The sequence below is a fragment of the Frateuria sp. GZRe14 genome, from assembly GCF_051900395.1.
Taxonomy (GTDB): Bacteria; Pseudomonadota; Gammaproteobacteria; order Xanthomonadales; family Rhodanobacteraceae; genus Frateuria_A; species Frateuria_A edaphi.
On the sequence record NZ_JBHZGJ010000001.1, the window covers coordinates 311,629 to 331,038 of the forward strand.

Genomic DNA, 19,410 nt, shown 5'->3' on the forward strand with positions numbered 1-19,410 from the left:
TCACTCGCCGGGCAGGCCGACGATGCCGAAATCCACCACGACTGCCTGCGGACCGCGCTCGCGGTAGCTGACCGTCAGATACTCGCCGAAGCGTTCGCGCAGTTGCGCCAGCAGCGGCAGCGGGTCGTGGTCGTTGATGAAGCGCATCGTCTCGCCCGAGCGCAACGCGCCCAGCGCGCCGAAGATCGCCGAGTGACGGAAGCGGCGGGCGATGCCGCGGGCGTCGAAGATGTGGATGTTCTGTTCGGGACTGAGATTGGCGTGCATGGCGGACACTCGCGGGATGGGAGCGTCACCCTACGGCCGCGCCCATCCCGTGCCCATGACATGGATCAGCCGATCAGGATGTCGCCGGCGTGGCGGGAAGCCGCAGCGCGCGACGCCGGCCAAGCGCGGCAAAGGCGCGCGCAAGCAGCGGGATCGACAGCAGGAAGAAGTTGTTGTTGCCCGGCATGCGCCAGGCGGTGAGCAGGGCGATCGTCGCGGCGGTGGGCAGGGTCAGCGCACGCCAGCGCAAGGCGTTGATCTCCTCCGGCGGCACGTCCGCGCGCGTCCGCCCGGGCTTGAGCGCCAGCCGGAACAGCAGCAGTTGCAGCAGCCCGGCGGCAAGCAGGGTCGCCGAATAGAACACTTCCGGCACGCGCGCGAGCGGATTGGAGCTCATCAGCGCGGTGGCGAAGGGCATGAACGCGATCACCATCAGGAGCAGCATGTTCGGCCACATCAGCGTCGGCTCGTAGCCCTCCAGCACGCCGAACAGCCGGTGGTGCGCCACCCACAGCGCGCCGATGGTGAGGAAGCTCAGCGCGAAGCCCATGAAGCTGGGCACCAGGTGCGCCAGCGCGGCGAGGTAGGCGGCATCGTCCAGCGTATCCAGCCGCGGCACGTGCACCTCGATCACCAGCAAGGTGATGGCGATGGCGAACACGGCGTCGGAAAAGGCCTTCAGGCGTTCGAGTTGCGCGCCGTGGTTCATGCCTCAGAGCTTCCAGGCCTTGTGGATCGCCACGATGCCGTTGGTGAGGTTGCGCACTTCCACGCGGCCGAAACCGGCCGCTTCCATCATGCCCTTCAGGGTCTGCTGGTCCGGGTGCTTGCGGATCGATTCGGCCAGGTACTGGTAGCTGTCCGCGTCGCCGGCGAAGAGCTGGCCGAGCTTCGGCAGTACCTTGAACGAATGGAAGTCGTAGAGCTTGCCGAACAGCTCGCTCTGCACGCGCGAGAACTCCAGCACCAGCGCGCGGCCGCCCGGCTTCAACACGCGGCAGATGTCGGCCAGCGCCTTGTCTTTGTCGGTGACGTTGCGCAGGCCGAAGGCCATGGTCACCGCGTCGAAACTGTTGTCCGGGAAAGGCAGGCATTCGGCGTTCAATTGCGCCCAGCGCAGCCCGCCGACCAGGCCGCGGTCGGTCATCCGGTCGCGACCCACGCCGAGCATGGCGGCGTTGATGTCGCCCACCACCACCTCGCCCTCGTCGCCGACCACCGGCTTGAGCAGCGCAGCGATGTCGCCGGTACCGCCGGCCAGGTCCAACACGCGGTCGCCGCGACGCACGCCGCTGATCGCCACGAAGTGGCGCTTCCATAGCCGGTGCACGCCGAACGACATCAGGTCGTTCATCAGATCGTAGCTGCGCGCGACCGAGGTGAATACCTGGCCGACCAGCTTCTGCTTCTCCGTTACCGGTACGTCGCGGAAGCCGAAATGGGTGGTCTTGGACTGCTCGCTCATGGGCGGCAATGCTACAGCCTTTCGCTTGTGGTCTTGGCGTGCTCTCCCGTGCGGGGAGCGGGTTGGGGGTTAGGGCCGGGGGCCCCCATCGGGCTCGTGGGACGCGGTCTTGGTTGCCGTTCTTGCGTGGTGTTTCCGCGACTGGGCTCGCCTGCGGCGGGCTTTCGATCGCCTGCCGGCGCTCGAGTCACTTTTCTTTGCTGGCCCAAAGAAAAGTAACCCAAAGAAATGGCCTGCTAACCCCGGTGAGGGGAAAGAGCTAGGTGCCATCTCGCCTTGCCTGGTGGGTCTCCTGCTCTTAGAGGAGCTGCCGCCGCTTTACCGCGGGCGCTCGGAAGTTGGGGCAAGGGTGGGTTTGCGGCGGCGTGGAGCTGCCACCGGTTCGACACTTAAGAGCGGTCGGTGGTTGGATGCGCGAACCGGGAACGGATCGATCAGGCACGACGGCATAGCGTTGGTCGCATTGTGATTCGAGCTCTACTGGCATTCCACGGCGAGTGCCCGGCTCGTGAGCCAACCAAGCCTGGTGCCCCCAAACCGCCGAGCGCCTCCCTTGCCTTGGCTCCCCGGGCGCCCGCGGTAAAGCGGCGGCAGCTCCTCTAAGAGCAGGGGACACGCCAGGCAAGGCAAGGAGGCACCTAGCTTTTCAGCCTCATCGAGTTGCGCCCAGGCCACTTCTTTTGGTTACTTTTCTTTGGGCCCGCAAAGAAAAGTGACCCGAGCGCCTTTAGGCGATCGGAAGCCCGCCGCAGGCGAGCCAAGTCGCGGAAAAAGCCCCGCAAGAACGACAGCAGAGCAACCCCAATGCGGCGCACATCGTGCGAGCTCCCGCAACCCGCCGCCGACCGTACCCAGCGCCATCAGACCGAAATCCCTGGCCTCCACGAAACCGTTGCGTCATTTAGTACATAAATGTAATATAGCCGAGGCAGCGAAACACATATGAGCAGCTTCCTCCCCACCGAACAGCGCCTTGCCGTCACCCGCCGGCGCCATCCCGCGTTCCCGCGGGAGCCAGCCGTGCTCGTGCGCCTCATCAAGCACCTGCACAAGCGCATCCACGACGACGCCAACACGGCGCTCAAACCCTTCGGCCTCAACCATCCGCAGTACAACCTGCTGATGATGCTCTACGGCACCGAAGGCGCCGGGCTGAGCGCGTCCGAACTGGCGCTGAGCTCGGGTGAGAAGGCGGCCAACATCACGCGCCTTACCAATGAGCTGTGCGAGAAGGGCCTGATCGGGCGTGCCGCCAGCGAGGACGATCGCCGCAAGCTGGTCCTCAGCCTCACGCCCGCCGGGCTTGCCCTGATCGAACGACTCCTGCCCTCGATCTGCAACCTGCTGGACGAGCAGACCGATGGACTGACCGCGCGCGACCAGGCCGAGCTGGAACGGCTGCTCAAGAAATTCTTCGACGGGTTCGACCGCCGCGCCTGAAGTCTTCGCAAACCATGTCCGCCACCACAATTGCCAAGCTGCCGCGCTGGCCCTGGCTGCGCGCGTTCCTCGCCGAGGAATCGCGCGCCTGGCTGTTCGTGGCCAAGTCGTTGCTGGCGATGTACGCGGCCGCCTGGCTGGCGATGTGGCTCAAGCTCGAACAGCCCTCGACCACGATGATCACGGTGGCGGTGGTGATGCACCCGCACAGCGGCATGGTGCTGGCCAAGAGCTTCTACCGCGCGCTGGGCACGCTGGCCGGCAGCCTGTTCGGGCTGGCGCTGATCGCCTGGTTCCCGCAGCAGCGCGAGCTGTTCTTCCTCGTCCTCTCGGCATGGCTCGCGCTGTGCGCCGGCGGCGCCACGCTGTATCGCAACTTCATGGCCTACGGTTTCGTGCTGGCCGGCTATACCGCCGCCATCGTGACGCTTCCGGCGGTGGGCAACCCGCTCAACAGCTTCGATTCGGCGGTGATGCGCGTGAGCGAGGTGCTGCTGGGCATCGTGGTCGCGGCCGTGTTCAGCGACCTGGTGCTGCCGCAGCGGTTGCGCGTGGTGCTGCGGCAGAACGCTCGCACCCAGTTCGCGCGCTTCATCGACTTCGTGCGCGAGAGCACCGGCGGCGTGTTGCCGCGTGCGCGGATGGAGCAGGCGCACCTGGAGTTCGTGCGCGCCGCGGTGCACCTGGAAGACCTGCGCGCCTCGGTGATCTTCGAAGACCCGGAAGTGCGCTCGCGCAGCGCCCGCATGCGCCTGCTCAACCAGCGCTACATGGCCGCGGCGACCAGCTTCCAGTCGCTGCATCACCTGATCAACCGCCTGCAGCGGCGCGGTCGCGATGCGGCCGCCGAGGCGCTGGTCAATGCCTACCGGCCGATCGGCGAAGCGCTGTCGCCGCCGTCGCCGGCTCGGCATGAGCCGGCGGTGCTGAACCGACGCCTGCGCGCCTGTGTCGACATCCTCCCCGCGCACGTCGCCGCGTTGCGCGAGCGCTTCGAGGAGCCCTCCGCGCAGCTGGAATTCGATACCGGTGCGGCGCTGGTGCAGCGCTTCGCCGACGAGCTGGCCGACTTCACCGCGGTGGAAGCCTCGCTGCGTGCCGGCAACCTGCGCGGCAGCGTGGAGCGGGTGCATTTCCGCCGCGGCAACGATCTGGCTGGCGCCGCGGTGGCAACGCTGCGCACCTTCCTCACCATGCTGGTGCTCGCCGCCTTCTGGCTCGCCAGTGGCTGGGCCTTCGGCGGCAGCGCGATGCTGCTGGCGACGATCTTCGCGGGCCTGCTGGCTGCCTCGCCGAATCCCATCGCCGCGGCGACGCGCACGCTGTATGGCTACGCCGGCGGCATGGCCGCGGGCTTCGTGGCCGTGTTCGTGCTGCTGCCGGGCAGCGACGGCTTCGCCATGCTGATCTGTGCGACCGCCGGACTGCTGCTGATCGGGCCGTACCTCACCACGCGCGACACGCTGCCGGGCGTCGGCGCCGGTTACACGCTGGGCTTCGTCTACATCCTCGCGCTCAAGAACCCGATGGTGTACGACCCCTCGCACTTCCTCAACGACGCCATCGCGCAGGTCGCGGGGCTGGGCCTCTCGGGCGTGGCCTTCATGGTGATGCCCGGCGTCACCGGCACGCAGTGGCAGCGCCGCCGCCAGCTGCGCCTGTTGCGCGGGCAGGTCACGCTGGCGGCCAGCGCGCCGCTGCCGGGGCTCGCCTGGCGCTTCGAAAGCGTCAGCCGCGACCTGCTGCAGCAGGTGGTCGCGCACACGCGGCCGGACAGCGACGAATCGCGCCATCTGCTGGCCTGGTCGCTGGCGGTGCAGGAAAGCGGTCGCGCGGTGATCGAGTTGCGCCAGGACCTGAGCGGCACCGAGCTGCCCGCTGCTGCACGCGACACCGCGCTGGCGGCGCTCGATGCCGTGGCGGCGTTCTATCGCACGCCCGATGCGGCGCGTTGGCGGGCAGCCGATGCAGTCGTGCTCGATGCCATCTACGCCGCGCCACGCGGCGCCGCCGTGCGCCGGCATCTCTATCAGTTGCGCAGCGCGCTGCGCGACGAGGAATCCCCCCTGGCCGCCTACATGCCTGCGCCGGAGCTCGCCGATGCCCCCTGAGATCGAGTTGTTCGGCGTGCTGATGCCCAGCCTGCTGCCGGTGTTCCTGCTGAGCCTGGTGGCGATGGTGGTGCTCGACCTCGCCATCGGTCGCGCGGGCCTGTACCGGCATCTATGGCATCCCTCGCTGTTCCGTTTCGCCCTTTTTGTCTGCCTGTTCGGCGCCGCCGGACTTTTGCTGATTCGTTGAACCTATCGTTATGAAAGCTGCTTCGTTGCTCCGATTCCTGGTCACCGCTGCCGTGGTGGTGCTCGCCGTACTGCTCGGCCACGCGCTGTGGAAGCACTACCTGTACGCGCCGTGGACGCGCGATGGTCGCGTGCGCGCCGAGGTGGTGCGCGTGGCGCCGGACGTGTCCGGGCTGGTCGATCGCGTGGCGGTGGTCGACAACCAGTCCGTGCACAAGGGAGACCTGCTGTTCGTGATCGACCAGGCGCGCTTCCGCAACGCGGTGGCGCAGGCGCAGGCGAACCTCTCCGCCGCCGAGGCCGGCGCGCGCGCGGCCGGCGCCAACATTTCCGCGGCGAAAGCGAGTGCCCAGGCGCGGCAGGAGCAGTACCGCATGTACGCGGCGCAGGCGCAGCGGCGCGAGCAGATGGGCGATGTGATCTCGCGCGAGGCGCGCAGCGATGCCGCCGCCACCGCCAGCGCCGCCCGCGCCAGCTGGCAGCAGGCCCAGGCCGGCGGCAGCCAGGCCGGCGCGGCGCGCGAACAGGCCGCGGCGGCGGTCGAGCAGGCGCAGGTGGCGCTCGACCGTGCGCAGCTGGACCTGCAGCGCACCGAAGTGCGCGCACCGGTCGACGGCTACGTCACCAACCTCGCCGTACGCGTGGGCGACTACGCCGCCACCGGCACGCCGCGGCTGGCGCTGATCGATGCGCACAGCTACTACCTGTACGGCTACTTCGAGGAAACCAAGCTGCCGCAATTGCGCGTGGGCGACCCGGTCGACGTGCGGCTGATGGCCGGCGGCGTGCAACTGAAGGGCACCATCACCGGTATCGCGCATGGCATCACCGATCGCGACAACCCGGCCGGCGGCGACCTGCTGGCGGACGTCAATCCGACCTTCAACTGGGTGCGGCTGGCGCAGCGCGTGCCGGTGCGCATCGCGATCGACACCGCGCGGCTGCCGCCGGGAATGGTGCTCGCGGCGGGGATGACCGCGACGATCGAGGTGCATCCGCGCGGGGCGCGCTAGGCCAAGGCTTGCGAACGATGCCCCGCGAAGCGGAACCGCTACCGCGAAGTGGCCAGCCGCGCCAGCCGCAACTCCAGCCAACGCTTCACGTCCGCCCACTCGCGCTCGAGGATCGAATAACACACCGTATCCCGCAGGCTTCCGTCCGGCCGACGCTTGTGCGCGCGCAACACGCCCTCGCGCTGCGCGCCGAGCCGCTCGATCGCACGCTGCGAATCGAGGTTGCGCCCGTCGGTGTGGAACTCCACCGCCACGCGGCCCATGCGCTCGAACGCGTGCTCCAGCAGCAATCGCTTGCAGGCGGTGTTGAGGTGGCTCTTCTGCCAGCGCTTCGCGTACCAGGTGTAGCCGATCGCCGCGCGCGGCGGGTCGTCCACGAGGTCGTAGAAGCGCGTGCTGCCTACCAGCTCGCCGGTGGCGCGCTCGCGGATCGCGAACGGCAGCATGCGGCCCTCGCGCTGCCCGGCCAGCGCCTTCTCCACGTACGCCGTCATGCCGCCTGGCGCCGGCACCGAGGTGAACCACAGCCGCCACAGTTCACCGTCGGCCGCGGCAGCTTCCAGCGAGGGAACGTGTCCGGCATGGAGCGGTTCGAGGACGACATGCGCGTCTTCCAGCACGGTGGGCGTCGGCATCAGGCGTCCAGGTCGGGAATCATCTTGCTCTCCAGCCGCGCGATGGCGTCCTTGAGCAGCAGCTTGCGCTTCTTCAGCCGCGTCAGTTGCAGCTCGTCGCGCGCGGGATGGGTGGCCATGTGGCTGATCGCCGCGTCGAGGTCACGGTGTTCCTGGCGCAACTCGGCCAGGCGGCGGGCGATCTGGATGGGATCGGGGACCTGCATGGCGGACGCGACGGCACGGGAATGAACGGGCAAACAGTGTAACGCCCGCCGGATGGCGCGGGCGGGCTTCGGTACAATGACGCCCATGCCCACCGTTTTTTCCGACCCCCGCGACGAACGCAAGCGGGCCCACGAGGCCGCGCGGCTGGCGAAGCGGTTGCGCCGTCAGGTCGGCCAGGCCGTCGCCGACTTCCAGATGATCGAGGACGGCGACCGCATCATGGCGTGCCTGTCCGGCGGCAAGGATTCCTACACGCTGCTGGACATGCTGCTTTCGCTCAAGGCCAAGGCGCCGGTGCGCTTCGAGGTGGTCGCGGTGAACCTCGACCAGAAGCAGCCCGGCTTCCCCGCGCACGTGTTGCCGGACTACCTGGCCGCGCGCGGCGTGCCGTTCCACGTCATCGAGCAGGACACCTACAGCACCGTCACCCGCGTGATCCCCGAGGGCAAGACGATGTGCAGCCTGTGCTCGCGGCTGCGTCGCGGGGCGCTGTACAAGTGGGCGGCGGAGAACGGCATCACGCGCATCGCGCTGGGCCACCACCGCGATGACATCCTGGCCACCTTCTTCCTGAACCTGTTCCACGGTGCCAGCCTCAAGGCGATGCCGCCGAAGCTGCGTTCGGACGACGGACGCCACGTGGTGATCCGGCCGCTGGCCTACTGTCGCGAGAGCGACATCGACCAATACGCGCGCGAGCGTGCCTTCCCGATCATCCCGTGCAACCTTTGCGGCTCGCAGGAAAACCTGCAGCGCAAGGCGATCGGCCGGATGCTCCAGGAATGGGATGCGACGCATCCCGGTCGCTGCGAGACCATCTTCCGCGCGCTGGGCAACGTCGTGCCCTCGCAGCTGGCAGACCGCCATCTGTTCGACTTCGCCGCGCTGGGCGCGCGCGAAGGTGTCGCACGCGCCGATGCCCATGGCTGGCTGGCGGGCGAGCCGGTCGATGCGGCGTTCGCCGATGCCGACGTCTAGACGTCCATACTTCCTTTCCACTTTTCCACGCGAGTCTTTCCAGTGTCCCACTTCGCTAATGTTGAAATGGCCCCGGGCGATCCGATCCTCGGCCTTACCGAAGCCTACCTGGCCGACAAGCGGCCGCAGAAAGTCAATCTGGGCGTGGGCATCTACGTGGACGAGCAGGGCCACATCCCGTTGCTGCGCGCGGTGCGCGAGGTGGAGCAGGCGCTCGCGGCCCAAGCCAAGCCACGTGGCTATCTGCCGATCGACGGCCTGGCGGCCTACGACCTGCTGACCCAGGAGCTGCTGTTCGGCGACGACTCCCCGCTGCTGGAAGCCGGCCGCGTGGCCACCGCGCAGACCATCGGCGGCAGCGGTGCGCTGCGGGTGGGCGCGGACCTGCTCAAGAAGGTGTTGCCGCACGCGCGCATCGCGATCAGCAGCCCCAGCTGGGAAAACCATCGCGTGGTGTTCGGCAACGCCGGTTTCGAGATCGTGGACTATCGCTACTACGACGCCGCCACGCACGGCCTGGATTTCGCCGGCATGCTGGAAGACCTCGGCAAGCTCGAGCCCGGCACCGTGGTGCTGCTGCACGCCTGCTGCCACAACCCCACCGGCGTGGACCTCGACGCGCAGCAGTGGCAGCAGGTGGTCGATCTGGTCAAGGCGCGCGACCTGCTGCCGTTCATCGACATCGCCTACCAGGGCTTCGATGAGGGCATCGACGCCGACGCCACGGCCATCCGGCTGTTCGGCGCCTCCGGCATCGACGCGTTCGTGGTGGCGAGTTCCTACTCCAAGTCGTTCTCGCTGTACGGCGAGCGCGTGGGCGCGCTGTCGATGGTCGGCGCCGACCGCGACGAGGCCGCGCGCCTGCGCGCCAAGATCAAGCAGACGATCCGCGCCAACTACTCCAGCCCCGCCACCCATGGCGGCGCGCTGGTCGCCGGCGTGCTCGGCAGCCCCGAATTACGCGCGATGTGGGAGGCGGAGCTGGCCGGCATGCGCGAGCGCATCCACGCGATGCGCGCTGGCATGGTCGAGAAGCTGGCCGCCCACGGTGCACCGCAGTTCGCCTTCATCCAGCAGCAGGCCGGCATGTTCTCCTACTCGGGCCTGTCCCGCGCGCAGGTCGACCGCCTGCGTGACGAGTACGGCATCTATGCGCTGGGCACCGGGCGCATCTGCGTGGCGGCGCTCAATCGCGGCAACCTCGACTACGTGGCCGAGGCGGTGGCGGCGGTGAGCCGCTAGTCCCGGACCTCGCCAGGCCCTGCGACTTCGCCGCGCCACGCCCAGGGCGAACGGTATCGGATAACCTCAACCGTTCGCCCTGGGCGATATCCTCCATCGTCGCCCTGAGCGTAGGCCCGAAGGGCCGCAGCCCAAGCCGAAAACAACCTCGAACCGTTCACCCCGGCGCAGGCCGCAACGCCCAAGTCGAAGGGCCGCCTCGGCCCCCGGGGCGAACGTTTCCCAACCGGATTTCCCATGTTCTTCCGCAACCTCACGCTGTTCCGCTTTTCCCCCGCCGTCGCCGAAGACCTCTCCCGCCTGGATGAAGCACTCGGCGAGCACCGCCTGCGCCCATGCGGTCCGCTGGAGATGTTCACCAAGGGCTTCGTGCCGCCGATCGGCCGAGGCGAGGAGGCCGCGCTCACCCATGCGGTCAAGCATTGCACCTGGGTGTCCGTCGGCGGCGAGGACAAGCTGCTGCCGGCCGCCGTGGTCAACGATGAACTGCATCGGCGCGTGCAGAAGATCGCCGAGGAAGAAGGCCGCAAGGTCGGCGGCCGCGAACGCAAGCGCATGAAGGAAGACCTGCTCACCGAACTGCTGCCGCGCGCCTTCGTGCGCAACTCGCGCATGTCCGCCTACGTCGACCGCCAGCACGGCTGGCTGGTGCTGGATACCTCCAGCCGCAAGTCGGCCGAGAACGCGCTGACCCAGATGCGCGAAGCCCTGGGCAGCTTCCCGGCCGTGCCGCTGGCGCCGGAAGAAGGTCCGCGCGTGCTGATGACCGACTGGCTCGCCAACGGCACGCTGCCGGCGGGCCTCGCGCTCGGCGACGAGGTCGAACTGCGCGACCCGGGCAGCAACACCGGCGCCATCGCCCGTTGCCGCCGGCAGGACCTGGAGAGCGAGGAGATCAAGGAACACCTGCGCAACGGCAAGCAGGTGTTCCAGCTCGGCCTGGTGTTCGACGACCGCATCAGCTTCGTGCTCGGCGAGGACCTGATCCTGCGCAAGCTCAAGCTGCTCGACGTGGTCACGGACGAGCTCGCCGACAGCGCCGCGGACGCCGCCGCCGAACTGGACGCCCGCTTCGCCCTGTTCACGCTGGAAGTGGAGCGCCTGCTGGGCAAGCTCGAGGAGTGGTTCGGCCTGCCGCGTCCCAAGGACGCCTGACCCCGCACCACCGGGCTTCGCGACGGCTGCACACTGCAGATCCGGCCCAGGAGCGCCCCCAATCGCCTGTCGCCACCTCCGCCGCGTTCGCGGGGGAAGGCTCGAACCGGGGAAGGGCGCGAATCGTCAACGCCACGTGAACGGCCGCCCGAAACCGCCACATGGCGCCATCCAACCCTTTCCTCACAGCCCCCGTTGCAAGGTTATGCTCTACCGACGGGCTCGGACCATGGCAGCAGAACTTCAAGGCGATTGGCTGGAACTGGCAACGGCGAGCGGCAGCACGATCCGCGTGCTCAAGGCCGCGCATCCGCGCGCCCGGCGCCTGCGCCTGACGGTCACGCCCAAGGGCGCACGGGTGTCCTACCCCAATGGCACCCATCCCTCCCAGGTCAGCGCGTTCCTGCGCAGTCATGCCGATTGGCTGGAACGCAAGCTCGACGAGCTCAACCTCATCGTCAAGCCGCTGCCGCCGCTGCGCGTGGGGCATGCGACCGAATTTCCCCTGCGCGGCGAGATCGCCCTGCTGGATTGGGCCGAAGGCCCGTACCCGCGGGTGGAGTCGTTCGACGGCGGCCTGACGCTGGTGATCCCGCGTCCGCATACCCGCGCGCTGCCGGTAGCGCGCGGCCTGCTCGCCTCGCACTTCGAGGCGCAGATGCGCCGCGACGTCTCGCGCTGGATGGCCGCCTACGTTCCGCAACTGGGCCTGGCGCCCACCTCGCTGCGCATCCGCCCGATGAAGAGCCTGTGGGGCAGCCTGGACACCCGCGACCGCATCAACCTGGACCTCGCCCTCGCGCTGGCCCCGCCCGCCGCGCTGCGCTACGTGCTGGCGCACGAGTTGTGCCACCTCAAGGTGCGCAGCCACGCACCGCGCTTCTGGGCGCTGGTCGCCACGCTGTTCCCGAACTGGCGCGAACAGCGCGACTGGCTGCGCGTCAACGGCGCCACGCTGAAGGCGGAACTGGACCGCCTCGTCGCCGACGTCGCCGATTAGCCCATCGTCGCGGTTAGCCGCGAGGCCGGGACACGCGCAACGCTTTTCTTTCGTCACCGTTCGGATGGAAGGTCGTGTTCGACAAGGTTTTGGTCGTCTGCATCGGCAACATCTGCCGCAGTCCCACGGCGGAATACCTGCTGCGCGAACGGCTGCGCGGGCGGGCTACGACCGTCGATTCAGCCGGACTGGCCGCGCTCGAGGGGAAGCCGATCGACCCGCTGGCCGGTGCCCTCCTTGCCGAGCGCGGCATCGATGCGTCGCCTCATCGCGCGCGCCAGCTGGACAAGGCGGCGATCGTCGCCGCCGACCTGATCCTGGTGATGCAGCGCGCCCATTTGGACAGCCTCGCCAGGTACTCGCCACACGCGGTGGGGCGCACTTTCCTGCTTGGAAAATGGCAGGGGGATCGCGATATCCCCGATCCCTACCGCAAGCCGCGCGATGCCTTCGAACACGCCTACCGGCTCATCGAAGAAGGCGTCGATGCCTGGCAGAAGCATCTTTGATGTTTTGAGGCACACTGCACAATTCTGCTGTCTTGTCGGCCTGGTGCGTGCAGAATAGGGCTAGGCCGCTGCTCGGGGGAGTTCAGGGCCAGATACGCAGGCGTGAATCAACGGGGTAGGGCCATGAACCTGGATGCGCGCATTCTCGTCACCGGGCGGTGCGGCTGGGTCGGCGGTGCGGTAGTGCGTCGCCTGTGGGCGGCCGGTTACGACAACATCCGCTTTCTGGGACCGGACGAGGTGAACCTCGTCCGGCCCGCATCGGTGGATGCATTTTTCCTTCGGCACCGGCCCGAGTACGTGTTCCTCACCGCAGCGCGCGAAGGCGTCGCGGGTGGGCGCTCGGACGAGGCGGTCCGCGAAAGCCTTGCGGTGCAGGCCAACGTGATCCATGCCGCGTGGCGGGCGGACGTACGCAAGCTGTGCTTCCTGGCTTCGTCGAGCATCCATCCGGCAGGCGCGCTGCCTCCGTTGCGCGAAGGGGCGCTGCTGTCCGCGGCATTCCAGCCGGGCGAAGACGGCGAGGCGCTCGCGCAGATCGCCGGCATCCGCATGTGCCAGGCCTACCGGCGGCAGTATCGCTTCGATGCGATCGGCGTCGTCCCGGCCGAGCTCTACGGGCCGGGCGACAGTCCCGGCGCACAGGCGGGCGTGTTGCCGACCCTGGTCCGCCGTCTGCATGAAGCGCACGCGGACGGCCTTCCGCAACTGGCGATCGATGGCGTGGCGGCGCGGCCCTGGCTACAGGTGGACGATTTCGCCGATGCGGCCTTGTTCCTGATGCGCCGTTACAGCAGCGACGTCCCGGTCAACGTCGATGGCGGGGAGGAAGTTGCCTTTGCGGACGTGGCTCGCATGGCGGCCGATGCCATCGGCTACCGGGGGCGGCTGGTCCATCGGACGCGCGCACCGGAGCCCACGCGCGCGATGCCCGAGGGCTTGCGGCTCAACGGCATGGGCTGGTCGCCCTGCATGCCGCTGCGCGACGGGGTCGAGCAGATGTGCGCGTGGCTTCTGCAGGGCGCGGGCGCGCTGGTCGCGTAGAGCAGACGCGCGCAAGCTGCGCTTCCGCAAGGCATCATGTGTCTTTCGCGCGGTGGCCGCTCCCGGTCGGATCGGGAGCGGAGCCTGTCTCGCTCGTTGGCATGCCTGCGGCCAGGTGCGGCAGGCCGGATGGAGAAGTGGATGGTTCCGGTGATTCTTTCGGGTGGCTCGGGTACGCGCCTGTGGCCGTTGTCGCGCGAGGCGTATCCAAAGCAGTTCCTGCCGCTGGCGGGTCCGGACACCATGTTGCAGGCGACTTGGCTGCGCATCGCGCCGCTGGCTTCGGCCGCACCCATGGTGGTGGCCAACGAGGAGCACCGCTTCATGGTGGCCGAGCAGTTGCGCCAGGTCGGCTGCGTGCCGTCGGCGATCCTGCTCGAACCGGTCGGGCGCAACACCGCGCCGGCGATCGCCGTGGCCGCGCTGCAGGCGACCGCCGAGGGCGCCGATCCGCTGTTGCTGGTGCTGCCCTCCGATCACGTGATCAAGGACGCGGTGGCGTTCCAGGCCGCCGTGCGCCAGGCCGAACCAGCCGCGGCGCAGGGGCGGCTGGTCACCTTCGGCATCGTGCCGGACGCTCCGGAGACCGGCTATGGCTACATCCGTGCCGGCGCCGAGGTGGGCGGGGGCGTGCGCCAGGTGGCGCAGTTCGTGGAAAAGCCGGACGCGGCCACGGCGCAGCAATACGTCGCCTCGGGCGAGTACGTGTGGAACAGCGGAATGTTCCTTTTCCGCGCCTCGGTGTTCCTGGCCGAGCTCGAGCGCCAGCAGCCGGCCATCCTGGCGGCCTGCCGTGCCGCGATCGAGGGCGCCTCGCGCGATGCCGATTTCGTGCGGCTGGACAAGGCCGCCTTCGCCGCGTGCCCGTCCGACTCGATCGACTACGCCGTCATGGAGCACACCGATGCCGCCGCCGTGCTGCCGATCGACGTGGGCTGGAACGACTTGGGCAGCTGGTCGGCGTTGTGGGAAGTGGCCGAGCAGGATGGCGACGGCAACGCGCACCACGGCGACGTGGTCGCGCAGGATTGCCGCAACACGCTGGCCTGGGGCGAGGGCCGCCTGGTCGCCTTGCTGGGGCTGGAGGACGTGGTGGTGGTCGACACCGCCGACGCCGTGCTGGTCGCACACAAGGACCGGGTGCAGGACGTCAAGGGCATCGTCGCGCGGCTCAAGGCGCAAGGGCGCGGCGAGCCGGCCAGCCACCGCAAGGTCTATCGCCCGTGGGGCAGCTACGACTCGATCGACGTGGGCGAGCGGTTCCAGGTCAAGCGCATCACGGTCAATCCGGGCGCTTCCCTGAGCCTGCAGATGCACCACCACCGTGCCGAGCATTGGGTGGTGGTCAGTGGCACCGGCCGCATCACCCGCGGAGACGAGGTGCTCACGCTGACCGAAAACCAGAGCACCTACATCCCGCTGGGCGTGAGGCACCGGCTGGAGAACCCGGGCCGCCTGCCGCTCGAGCTGATCGAAGTGCAGTCCGGCAGCTACCTGGGCGAAGACGACATCGTGCGCTTCGAGGACGCGTACGGTCGGGGTTGAACGCGGGCCCGTGTCTTTCTACCGGTGGAACGGCCGGTGGGGCCACCGGGCGACAACATCCGAGTCAGCGCCGCTCAGCCTCCGGCGGTGAGCGTTCGAAGCTTCCCGCGTCGCCCGGAAAGACCACCGGGCTTTCGTATCCGTCGGCGGACACCGACGACACGCCGAAGAACCAGTCGTCGATCACCACGTCCCTGAGCACCGCGTGGTCCACGTCGCCGACCGCGCGCGCGTGCTGCCACCGCGGTGCGGTGGTGTCGCGCCAGTGCACGCGGTAGCCCGCCGCGCCGGGCACTTTGCGCCAGCTCACCGTGGTGTCGGTAGCCAGCGCACCCTTGGTGTCCACGCCGGCAGGCGGCGCGGGCGCGCGGCCCAGGCTCGCCATCGTGATCGCGTCGAGCGCGGTGACGCGCGCGAGGTAACGGAAGTCGATGCCGTCGATGGTGTCGCCGTAGCCGGGACGCAGGTCCTGGTGCTGGCGGGTGTAGTCCTCGTGCGCTTCGGTCACGCGCACCGCCGGAAAGCCCGCCTGCAGGAACGGCACCTGGTCCCCGCCGCGGCCGTAGCGGTCGGTGCGGTAGACCATGCGCACGTGGAAGTCGGGCAGGTAGGTGTCGGCCAGGCGGTCCATCAAGCGGGCCACGTTGCGCGAGGGCGAATCGACCTCGCCGCCGTGGTAGCGGCGATAGGCGGCCTGCTCCAGCGTCTCGTTGCTCCTGGTGCCTTCGGAAAACACGCGCACCACGGTGTTGTCGCGCACGCCGTTCTGGCCGCGGCTGTTGCCGACGATGTCGTTGTTGAGCTGGGCCTCCACGCGCCAGCCGTGCGCCACCGCGTAGTCGGCCAGCACCTTGCCGCCGTACAGGCCCTGCTCCTCGCCGGAGAGCGCGGCGAATACCAGGGTGGCGCGGTTGTCCTGTTTCGAGAGCAGCCGCGCGGCCTCGATCAGTGCGGCGACGCCGGAGGCGTCGTCGTTGGCACCGGGAGCATCGTGGGTGGTGTCCATGACGTCGGTGACGCGGGAGTCCAGGTGCCCGGTGATCACGATGACGCGGTCCGGGTCGGTGCTGCCACGCTTGATGGCGACCACGTTCATGATCTCTACGGGCTTGGGCGCGCGTTCGCCGGTGAACGTCTGCGAGGGCGTGATGATCTCAAGGCAGCCGCCACAGTCATGGCTGATGCGTTCGAAGCGCGCCTGGACCCAGCGCCGCGCGGCGCCGATGCCGCGGCTGTCCGAACGGGTGTCCGACAGCGTGTGGCGGGTGCCGAAGCCGACCAGCGCGGTGATCGTGGCGCGCAGTTCCTGTTCGCTGGGAGCGCTGGCCAGCGCGCGCAGCTCGGAATGCTCGACCGGCTGCGCCGGCGGGCTGGCAAGCGCGGCGGTGGCGAAGGAGAGCAGCGCGGCGAGCAGCAGGTGGTGGCGGGGAAACATGGCATGCGTCCACTGGGAAAGCGCCTACCTTACAAGCCACGACACACCTGTAGGACCCCACGTGTGGGCGATGCTCTTGTGCACCGTCCGCCAGGGGAATCGCCTGCAAGCGGGCTCCCTTCCATGCTCGGCAAGGCGATATACAAGAGGCTTTACACATACGTCTATTGCGCGTAAACCTGGCCCATCCAGACTTCCACCGTCGCAACCGCGACGATCCTTCTGGAGCCCGTCATGAAAACTTCCACCTGCCTGTCCGCCGCCATCCTTGCTGCCGTCTTTGCCGCGGCGACCCCCACGATGGCCGAGGCGACCCCCGCGATGGCCATGCAGACCCAAAGCCCGGCGTCCGCCGTGCCCGCCGCGCCCAAGCTCGACGCCGCGATGCGCTCGCTCTGGCACGGCCATGCCGTGCACACCCGCGACTACGCGCTGGCCGTGCACGCCCATGACAGCGCCAAGGCCAAGGCCGCGGCTGACGCGGTGGTGGCCAATGCCAAGCAGATCGCCGATGCGGTCGGCGGCTTCTATGGCAAGCCGGCCGGGGCGCGCATGCTCGAGCTGCTCGCCGGTCACTGGGGCGGCGTCAAGGCGCTGACCGATGCGCGCGCCGCCAATGACGCCACCGCCGAGCGCAAGGCCATGGCCGACCTGCAGTCGAACGTCACGGCGATCGCCCAGTTCCTCTCCGGCGCCAACCCGAACCTGCCGGCGAACGCCGTGCAGGGCCTGATGGCCACGCACGTCGCGCACCACGCCACGCAGATCCAGCAGATCATGGCCGGCGACATGAAGGGCGAGCAGTCCACCTGGCAGGCCATCCAGGCGCACATGGACGTGATCTCCGACGCGCTGGCCGGTGCGATCGCCAAGCAGTTCCCGGCCAAGGCCGCCTGAGCATGGGCGCGCTCGCACGGCTCGGTGCCACCCAGCAGCGCCTGCTGCGCCAGTTGTTGATGGCGCCGGAGGGCTGTTCGGTGGAAGAGCTCTGCGAGCGCCTGCGCATCAGCCACAACGCGGTACGCCAGCACCTGAGCGCCATGCTCGCGCGCGACTACGTCGAACGCGGGCAGGCGCGGGCCACCGGCGGCCGGCCGCAGGCGCGCTTCCGCCTTACCGAAAACGGGCGCGGGCTGTTCCCGCGCAACTACGGCCTGCTCAGCACGGCGCTGCTGGGCAAGCTGCGCGAGCGCTACGGGCCGGCCGCGCTGGAGGAGATGCTGCAGGACCTCGGCCGTACGCTGGGCAGCCACGAGGTACCGCTACCTCCCGAAGCCAGCCACGATGAAGTCGCGCAGCGGCTGGCCAGCCAGCTCGATGCGCTCGGTTACGAGGCGGTGGTTGCGAAGCATGGCCAGGAGCAGCACGTGGAAGCCTTCAATTGCGTGTTCCATGCCTTGGCCCGCAGCGTGCCGCAGGTCTGCAAGTTCGACCTCGCCTACATGGAAGCGGCCAGCGGCCGGCGCATCCACCACATGGAATGCATCATCCGCGGCGGCCACGTCTGCCGTTTCCGCGTCGGCGACGTGAAGCGCTGAGGCCGTGCAGCGGTTACGAGGAGCTGTCGGCGCCCCTCACCACTGCGTGCGGCCAGGCAACAGGCCGGTCAACTCCGCGTCGGTAAGGTTGCGCCACTGGCCGGGCCGCAGGTGCCCGAGGCGCACGTTGTCGATGCGCACGCGGCGAAGCTGGGTCACGCGGTAATCGAAGGCCGCCGCCATCAGCCGGATCTGCCGGTTCAGCCCCTGCGTGAGCACGATGCCGAAACCGAACCGGGCGATCTTGCGTACCTTGCACGGCAGCGTCATCTGTCCGTGGATGCGCACGCCGCGCGCCATGCCGGCGAGGAAGGCATCGGTCACCGGCTTGTTGACCCCGACCAGGTACTCCTTCTCGTGGCGGTTCTCCGCGCGCAGGATTTCGTTGACGATGTCGCCGTTGCTGGTGAGCAGGATCAATCCCTCGGAATCCTTGTCCAGACGCCCGATCGGAAACACCCGCTGCGGATGGTCGACGAAATCGACGATGTTGCCGGCCACGCCCCGGTCGGTGGTGCAGGTGATGCCGACGGGCTTGTTCAGCGCGATGTAGATGGCCTTCTTCGCCGCCGGCGTGGCGGCGAGCACGCGCAGGCGCACCAGCTCGCCGTCCACCCGCACTTCGTCGCCTTCCAGTGCCTTGGCGCCGGTGCCGACCACCTCGCCGTTGATGGTGACGCGCCCGGCGACGAGCCACTCGTCCGCCTCGCGTCGCGAGCACAGGCCGGCCTCGCTGATGTATTTGTTGACGCGCATCGCGGCCGGGTCAGGAACGCAGGCCGACGCCGCGCTTGAGCAACTGCAGTGCCACGATCGACAGCGCCGCCACGAAGCCCAGCATGACCACGAACGCCACGCCGATGTTCACGTCGCTGATTCCCAGCACGCCGAAACGGAACGCGTTGACCATGTACAGGATCGGGTTGGCGCGCGAGATCGCCTGCCACGGCTCGCCCAGCATGTTGACCGAATAGAACACGCCGCCGAGATAGGTGAGCGGCGTGAGCACGAAGGTCGGTACCAGCGCGATGTCGTCGAACTTCTTGGCGTAGACCGCGTTGACGAAGCCCGCCAGCGAGAAGATCGTCGCGCCCAGCAACACCGAGAAGAACGTGATCAGCGGGTGCGCCACATGCAGCGAGGTGAAAAACAGCGCGATCAGCAACACCAGCACGCCGACCACCAGCCCGCGCGTCACCGCGCCGGTGACGTAGCCGAGCAGGATCACCCAGTTGGGCATCGGCGAGACCAGCATCTCCTCCACCGCGCGGCTGAACTTGGCGCCGAAGAACGAACTGGAGATGTTGCCGTAGCTGTTGGTGATGATGCTCATCATCACCAGCCCGGGCACGATGTACTGCATGTAGCTGAAGCCGCCCTGGATGGTGCCGATGCGGCTGCCGATCAGCTTGCCGAATATGACGAAATACAACGTCATCGTGATCGCCGGCGGGATCAGCGTCTGCGTCCAGATGCGCATGATGCGCACGATCTCGCGGCGCACGATGGTGTGCAGGGCGACGAGGTTGGTGGCGGTATTGCTCATGCTTGGGCCTTTGGCTTCGCCAGCGATGGCAGGCGTGGATGCGGGAGGAATCGTGGTCGGCGGGGTCATGCGGGGATCTGCGTGCGCTCGG

The 19,410-nt window shown here is 68.5% G+C and carries 21 protein-coding genes; 13 read left to right on the forward strand and 8 right to left on the reverse strand.

Annotation, left to right across the window (positions count from 1 at the left end; translation table 11 throughout):
* The 3 genes from ACFWZ1_RS01425 to ubiE all read right to left on the reverse strand — a co-directional run bounded on the left by ACFWZ1_RS01425 (position 1) and on the right by ubiE (position 1,732).
* Entirely contained in the window at positions 1-267 is a 267-nt protein-coding gene (locus ACFWZ1_RS01425) for a DUF2249 domain-containing protein (RefSeq protein WP_231322971.1), read from the reverse strand.
* A gap of 73 nt (positions 268-340) precedes the next feature.
* Complete coding sequence (locus ACFWZ1_RS01430) at positions 341-976, reverse strand: TMEM175 family protein (protein ID WP_231322973.1); 636 nt, start codon at positions 974-976, stop codon at positions 341-343.
* Positions 977-979: 3 nt separating this feature from the next.
* Positions 980-1,732 carry a bifunctional demethylmenaquinone methyltransferase/2-methoxy-6-polyprenyl-1,4-benzoquinol methylase UbiE gene (gene ubiE / locus ACFWZ1_RS01435; RefSeq protein WP_231322974.1) on the reverse strand — a complete coding sequence of 251 codons (753 nt, stop codon included), beginning with the start codon at positions 1,730-1,732 and terminating at the stop codon, positions 980-982.
* Between the two features lie 942 nt (positions 1,733-2,674).
* Here ubiE and ACFWZ1_RS01440 point away from each other — a divergent pair.
* The 4 genes from ACFWZ1_RS01440 to ACFWZ1_RS01455 are packed head-to-tail and all read left to right on the forward strand — an operon-like array spanning position 2,675 to position 6,485.
* Positions 2,675-3,172, forward strand: coding sequence for a MarR family winged helix-turn-helix transcriptional regulator (locus ACFWZ1_RS01440; RefSeq protein ID WP_439665185.1), 498 nt, complete (start codon positions 2,675-2,677; stop codon positions 3,170-3,172).
* A 14-nt stretch (positions 3,173-3,186) separates the two neighbouring features.
* Positions 3,187-5,283, forward strand: coding sequence for an FUSC family protein (locus ACFWZ1_RS01445; protein ID WP_439665186.1), 2,097 nt, complete (start codon positions 3,187-3,189; stop codon positions 5,281-5,283).
* Positions 5,273-5,473 (forward strand): DUF1656 domain-containing protein, encoded by a 201-nt coding sequence (locus ACFWZ1_RS01450; protein WP_231322980.1) that lies wholly within the window; start codon positions 5,273-5,275, stop codon positions 5,471-5,473. Before ACFWZ1_RS01445 ends, ACFWZ1_RS01450 begins: the two co-directional genes overlap by 11 nt.
* Positions 5,474-5,483: 10 nt before the next feature.
* Entirely contained in the window at positions 5,484-6,485 is a 1,002-nt protein-coding gene (locus ACFWZ1_RS01455) for a biotin/lipoyl-binding protein (protein ID WP_231322982.1), read from the forward strand.
* 38 nt (positions 6,486-6,523) lie between these two features.
* On the opposite strand, the gene ACFWZ1_RS01460 is transcribed toward ACFWZ1_RS01455, so the two are convergent.
* Together ACFWZ1_RS01460 and ACFWZ1_RS01465 are read right to left on the reverse strand one after the other, a co-directional pair.
* A complete protein-coding gene (locus ACFWZ1_RS01460) occupies positions 6,524-7,120 on the reverse strand; it encodes a GNAT family N-acetyltransferase (RefSeq protein WP_439665187.1) in 597 nt (198 codons plus the stop codon).
* Entirely contained in the window at positions 7,120-7,326 is a 207-nt protein-coding gene (locus ACFWZ1_RS01465; protein WP_231322986.1) for a YdcH family protein, read from the reverse strand. The genes ACFWZ1_RS01460 and ACFWZ1_RS01465 overlap by 1 nt, the downstream gene beginning before the upstream one ends.
* Positions 7,327-7,402: 76 nt before the next feature.
* Here ACFWZ1_RS01465 and ttcA point away from each other — a divergent pair, with 76 nt between their 5' ends.
* The 7 genes from ttcA to ACFWZ1_RS01500 all read left to right on the forward strand — a co-directional run bounded on the left by ttcA (position 7,403) and on the right by ACFWZ1_RS01500 (position 14,800).
* On the forward strand, positions 7,403-8,305 hold the full coding sequence (gene ttcA, locus ACFWZ1_RS01470; RefSeq protein WP_439665188.1) for a tRNA 2-thiocytidine(32) synthetase TtcA: 903 nt from the start codon (positions 7,403-7,405) through the stop codon (positions 8,303-8,305).
* A gap of 42 nt (positions 8,306-8,347) precedes the next feature.
* Complete coding sequence (locus tag ACFWZ1_RS01475) at positions 8,348-9,547, forward strand: aromatic amino acid transaminase (RefSeq protein WP_439665189.1); 1,200 nt, start codon at positions 8,348-8,350, stop codon at positions 9,545-9,547.
* Between the two features lie 237 nt (positions 9,548-9,784).
* On the forward strand, positions 9,785-10,702 hold the full coding sequence (locus ACFWZ1_RS01480; protein ID WP_231322992.1) for a recombination-associated protein RdgC: 918 nt from the start codon (positions 9,785-9,787) through the stop codon (positions 10,700-10,702).
* 229 nt (positions 10,703-10,931) lie between these two features.
* Positions 10,932-11,702: a M48 family metallopeptidase gene (locus ACFWZ1_RS01485; RefSeq protein WP_231322994.1), complete on the forward strand. Its 771-nt coding sequence runs from the start codon at positions 10,932-10,934 to the stop codon at positions 11,700-11,702.
* A gap of 74 nt (positions 11,703-11,776) precedes the next feature.
* Entirely contained in the window at positions 11,777-12,211 is a 435-nt protein-coding gene (locus ACFWZ1_RS01490) for a low molecular weight protein-tyrosine-phosphatase (protein WP_439665190.1), read from the forward strand.
* 123 nt (positions 12,212-12,334) lie between these two features.
* Positions 12,335-13,255 (forward strand): NAD-dependent epimerase/dehydratase family protein, encoded by a 921-nt coding sequence (locus ACFWZ1_RS01495; protein ID WP_439665191.1) that lies wholly within the window; start codon positions 12,335-12,337, stop codon positions 13,253-13,255.
* A gap of 141 nt (positions 13,256-13,396) precedes the next feature.
* Positions 13,397-14,800, forward strand: coding sequence for a mannose-1-phosphate guanylyltransferase/mannose-6-phosphate isomerase (locus ACFWZ1_RS01500; RefSeq protein WP_439665192.1), 1,404 nt, complete (start codon positions 13,397-13,399; stop codon positions 14,798-14,800).
* 64 nt (positions 14,801-14,864) lie between these two features.
* On the opposite strand, the gene ACFWZ1_RS01505 is transcribed toward ACFWZ1_RS01500, so the two are convergent.
* Positions 14,865-16,235 carry a M20/M25/M40 family metallo-hydrolase gene (locus ACFWZ1_RS01505; RefSeq protein ID WP_439665193.1) on the reverse strand — a complete coding sequence of 457 codons (1,371 nt, stop codon included), beginning with the start codon at positions 16,233-16,235 and terminating at the stop codon, positions 14,865-14,867.
* Positions 16,236-16,469: 234 nt separating this feature from the next.
* On the opposite strand from ACFWZ1_RS01505, the gene ACFWZ1_RS01510 reads away from it, so the two are divergent.
* Positions 16,470-17,132 (forward strand): hypothetical protein, encoded by a 663-nt coding sequence (locus ACFWZ1_RS01510; RefSeq protein ID WP_439665194.1) that lies wholly within the window; start codon positions 16,470-16,472, stop codon positions 17,130-17,132.
* A gap of 2 nt (positions 17,133-17,134) precedes the next feature.
* Positions 17,135-17,773, forward strand: a complete 639-nt coding sequence (locus ACFWZ1_RS01515) for a helix-turn-helix transcriptional regulator (RefSeq protein ID WP_439665195.1) — start codon at positions 17,135-17,137, stop codon at positions 17,771-17,773.
* A 36-nt stretch (positions 17,774-17,809) separates the two neighbouring features.
* On the opposite strand, the gene ACFWZ1_RS01520 is transcribed toward ACFWZ1_RS01515, so the two are convergent.
* Together ACFWZ1_RS01520 and ACFWZ1_RS01525 are read right to left on the reverse strand one after the other, a co-directional pair.
* A complete protein-coding gene (locus ACFWZ1_RS01520; RefSeq protein WP_439665196.1) occupies positions 17,810-18,529 on the reverse strand; it encodes a pseudouridine synthase in 720 nt (239 codons plus the stop codon).
* A 10-nt stretch (positions 18,530-18,539) separates the two neighbouring features.
* Entirely contained in the window at positions 18,540-19,319 is a 780-nt protein-coding gene (locus tag ACFWZ1_RS01525; protein WP_231323010.1) for an ABC transporter permease, read from the reverse strand.
* Positions 19,320-19,410: the final 91 nt, after the last annotated feature.